This is a genomic window from Micromonospora sp. (genome assembly GCF_048594385.1).
Lineage (GTDB): Bacteria > Actinomycetota > Actinomycetes > Mycobacteriales > Micromonosporaceae > Micromonospora > Micromonospora wenchangensis.
Genome location: NZ_JBMDWU010000263.1, coordinates 1 through 1,851, shown reverse-complemented (window position 1 = coordinate 1,851; position 1,851 = coordinate 1). Strand labels below are relative to the sequence as shown.

The 1,851-nt window shown below is 74.4% G+C and carries 2 protein-coding genes; both read right to left on the bottom strand.

Annotation, left to right across the window (positions count from 1 at the left end; genetic code table 11):
- Positions 1 to 118 precede the first annotated feature (118 nt).
- Positions 119 to 964: a hypothetical protein gene (locus ACOJTC_RS14155; protein ID WP_204927494.1), complete on the bottom strand. Its 846-nt coding sequence runs from the start codon at positions 962 to 964 to the stop codon at positions 119 to 121.
- Between the two features lie 185 nt (positions 965 to 1,149).
- Positions 1,150 to 1,776 (bottom strand): DUF4245 domain-containing protein, encoded by a 627-nt coding sequence (locus ACOJTC_RS14150; protein ID WP_420117210.1) that lies wholly within the window; start codon positions 1,774 to 1,776, stop codon positions 1,150 to 1,152.
- Positions 1,777 to 1,851 lie beyond the last annotated feature (75 nt).

Genomic DNA, 1,851 nt, shown 5'->3' with positions numbered 1-1,851 from the left:
CGCACCCCCCCCCCCCCCGGGGGGCGGCGGCCCCCCGGTCGTCCAACCCCGGTTTCGGCGGCGGGGGGGCCCCGCGGGGGGGGGGCCCCGGGGCCCACCCCGCCGTCGGTACACACGCTCAGCTGAACAGGTTGTAGAACTCCTGCGGCGCCTCGACCACCTGGTCGGCGGCGGGCTTCTGGGCGGCGGTGGCGTTGCCGTAGTCCGAGTAGGTGATCTTGATGTCCTGCGCGGCGCTCTGGCCGGCGGCCGGGATCTGGACCACCAGCTCACTGAGCCGGCCCTGCGGGTCCAGCTTCGCGGTAAACGGCACCGACTGCGCCTGCGCGCCCAGTGCGCTGATCACCGTCTGGTCGACGGAACCCGCCTCGGCGGCCTTCGACACGTCCAGGGTGCCGGCATAGCTGCCCTCGCCGGTCTGCCGGACCTCGGTGATGCCCTGGGTCAGCACGGCGCTGCCGGCCGGGTCGACCTTCTCGAAGTCGAACCCGAGCGACTTGTTGCCCTTGATCCGGGTCTGGTCGAGGTGCTGGTACTTGCCGAGGTTGAGCTTCTGCGCGCCGGGGATGCTGCTGGCGGACTTGCCGCCCAGGTCGAGCTTGACCCAGCTGTCCGGCTTGGCGTGGATCAGGTCCAGGTTCATCATCAGGTCCGACGACGCGTCCCCGATGCTCAGCTTCATCTGGGCGCTCTGGCTGGGCTGGTGCACCTGCCCCTCGGCGGTCGACCCCACCCCGCTCATGGTGAACCGGAAGTTGCCGTTGCGGATCTCGTTGGTGGAGTCCAGCAGGGCCTGCTTGGCCTCGGAGGTGCCGGGCGAGGCGCTGCCCGGGGCGACGCTGCCGGAGACCGACGGGGACGCGGAGGACCCCGCCTCACCGGTGCCGGAGTTGTTGCAGGCGGCCAGGCCGGGGGTGAGCAGCGCTGCGGCGAAGACCGCCGTACTGAAACGTCGAATGGTCACGTCGGGTTCTCCAGTCGGGTCGTCCGACCCCCGGCGGGCACCGGGGGCGTGCCGGCACGGGCGTGACACTTCCCGCGCGGCGCACGGTCCCCGCCCGGTCGGGCCGGCCCGGGGTCGTGTCCCTTCTGTTCCCGGACGTCGCCTTCCGCAATCCCCCCGGCCCGGTCCACCCGTACCGCCGCCGGTCAGCGCAGTGCGCCGGCCAGCTCCCGCAGCTCGTTGTCGCGGGCGTCGCCCACCACGATCACCGTACGGTTCGGTTCGAGGAGCACCAGCGCCTGCTCGTTGCCCCGCCCGGTGTACCGCTGCCAGTTCGCCCCGCCCAGGTCGGCCGGCCCCTGTGGCTGCCCCTGCGCGGTCAGCTCGGCGGGGATCAGCCGCTGCGGCGGCACGGTGCTCTGCACCAGCTGGGCACCCCGCCCCTCCGGGGTGAGATACCCCACCCGCAGGGTCGCGCCGTCGTCGACGGTACGGAAACTGGCGCTCACCGTACGCCAGCCGTCGCCCAGCCCGGACGGCTCGGTGACGGGGAAGACGTTCGCGGCGCGGGCCTGCTCGTAGACGGGGGCGGCGTCGACCGTGGTGGGCTGCTCGCCGCCGAGGAAGCCCCGGTAGAAGGCGAGCAGCAGGGCGATCGGCACCAGCAGCACCAGCAGCGACAGGGCCATGTCCTTGGGCGAACGCTCGGAACGGGGCCGCTCCGGGCGCCCGGGACGCGCCGTCGCCGCCCGGTCCGGCGACCCGGCCCCGGCGACCAACGCCGGTTCGGGCTCCCCGGCGACGGGGGTCGGCTCCGGGTCGCCGCCGGCCACGAGGGCCGGCTCGGGCTCGCCGCCGGCCGGCGTACCCGCGCCGCCGGCGGGCGCGGACCCGGTGGGAGCGTCGTC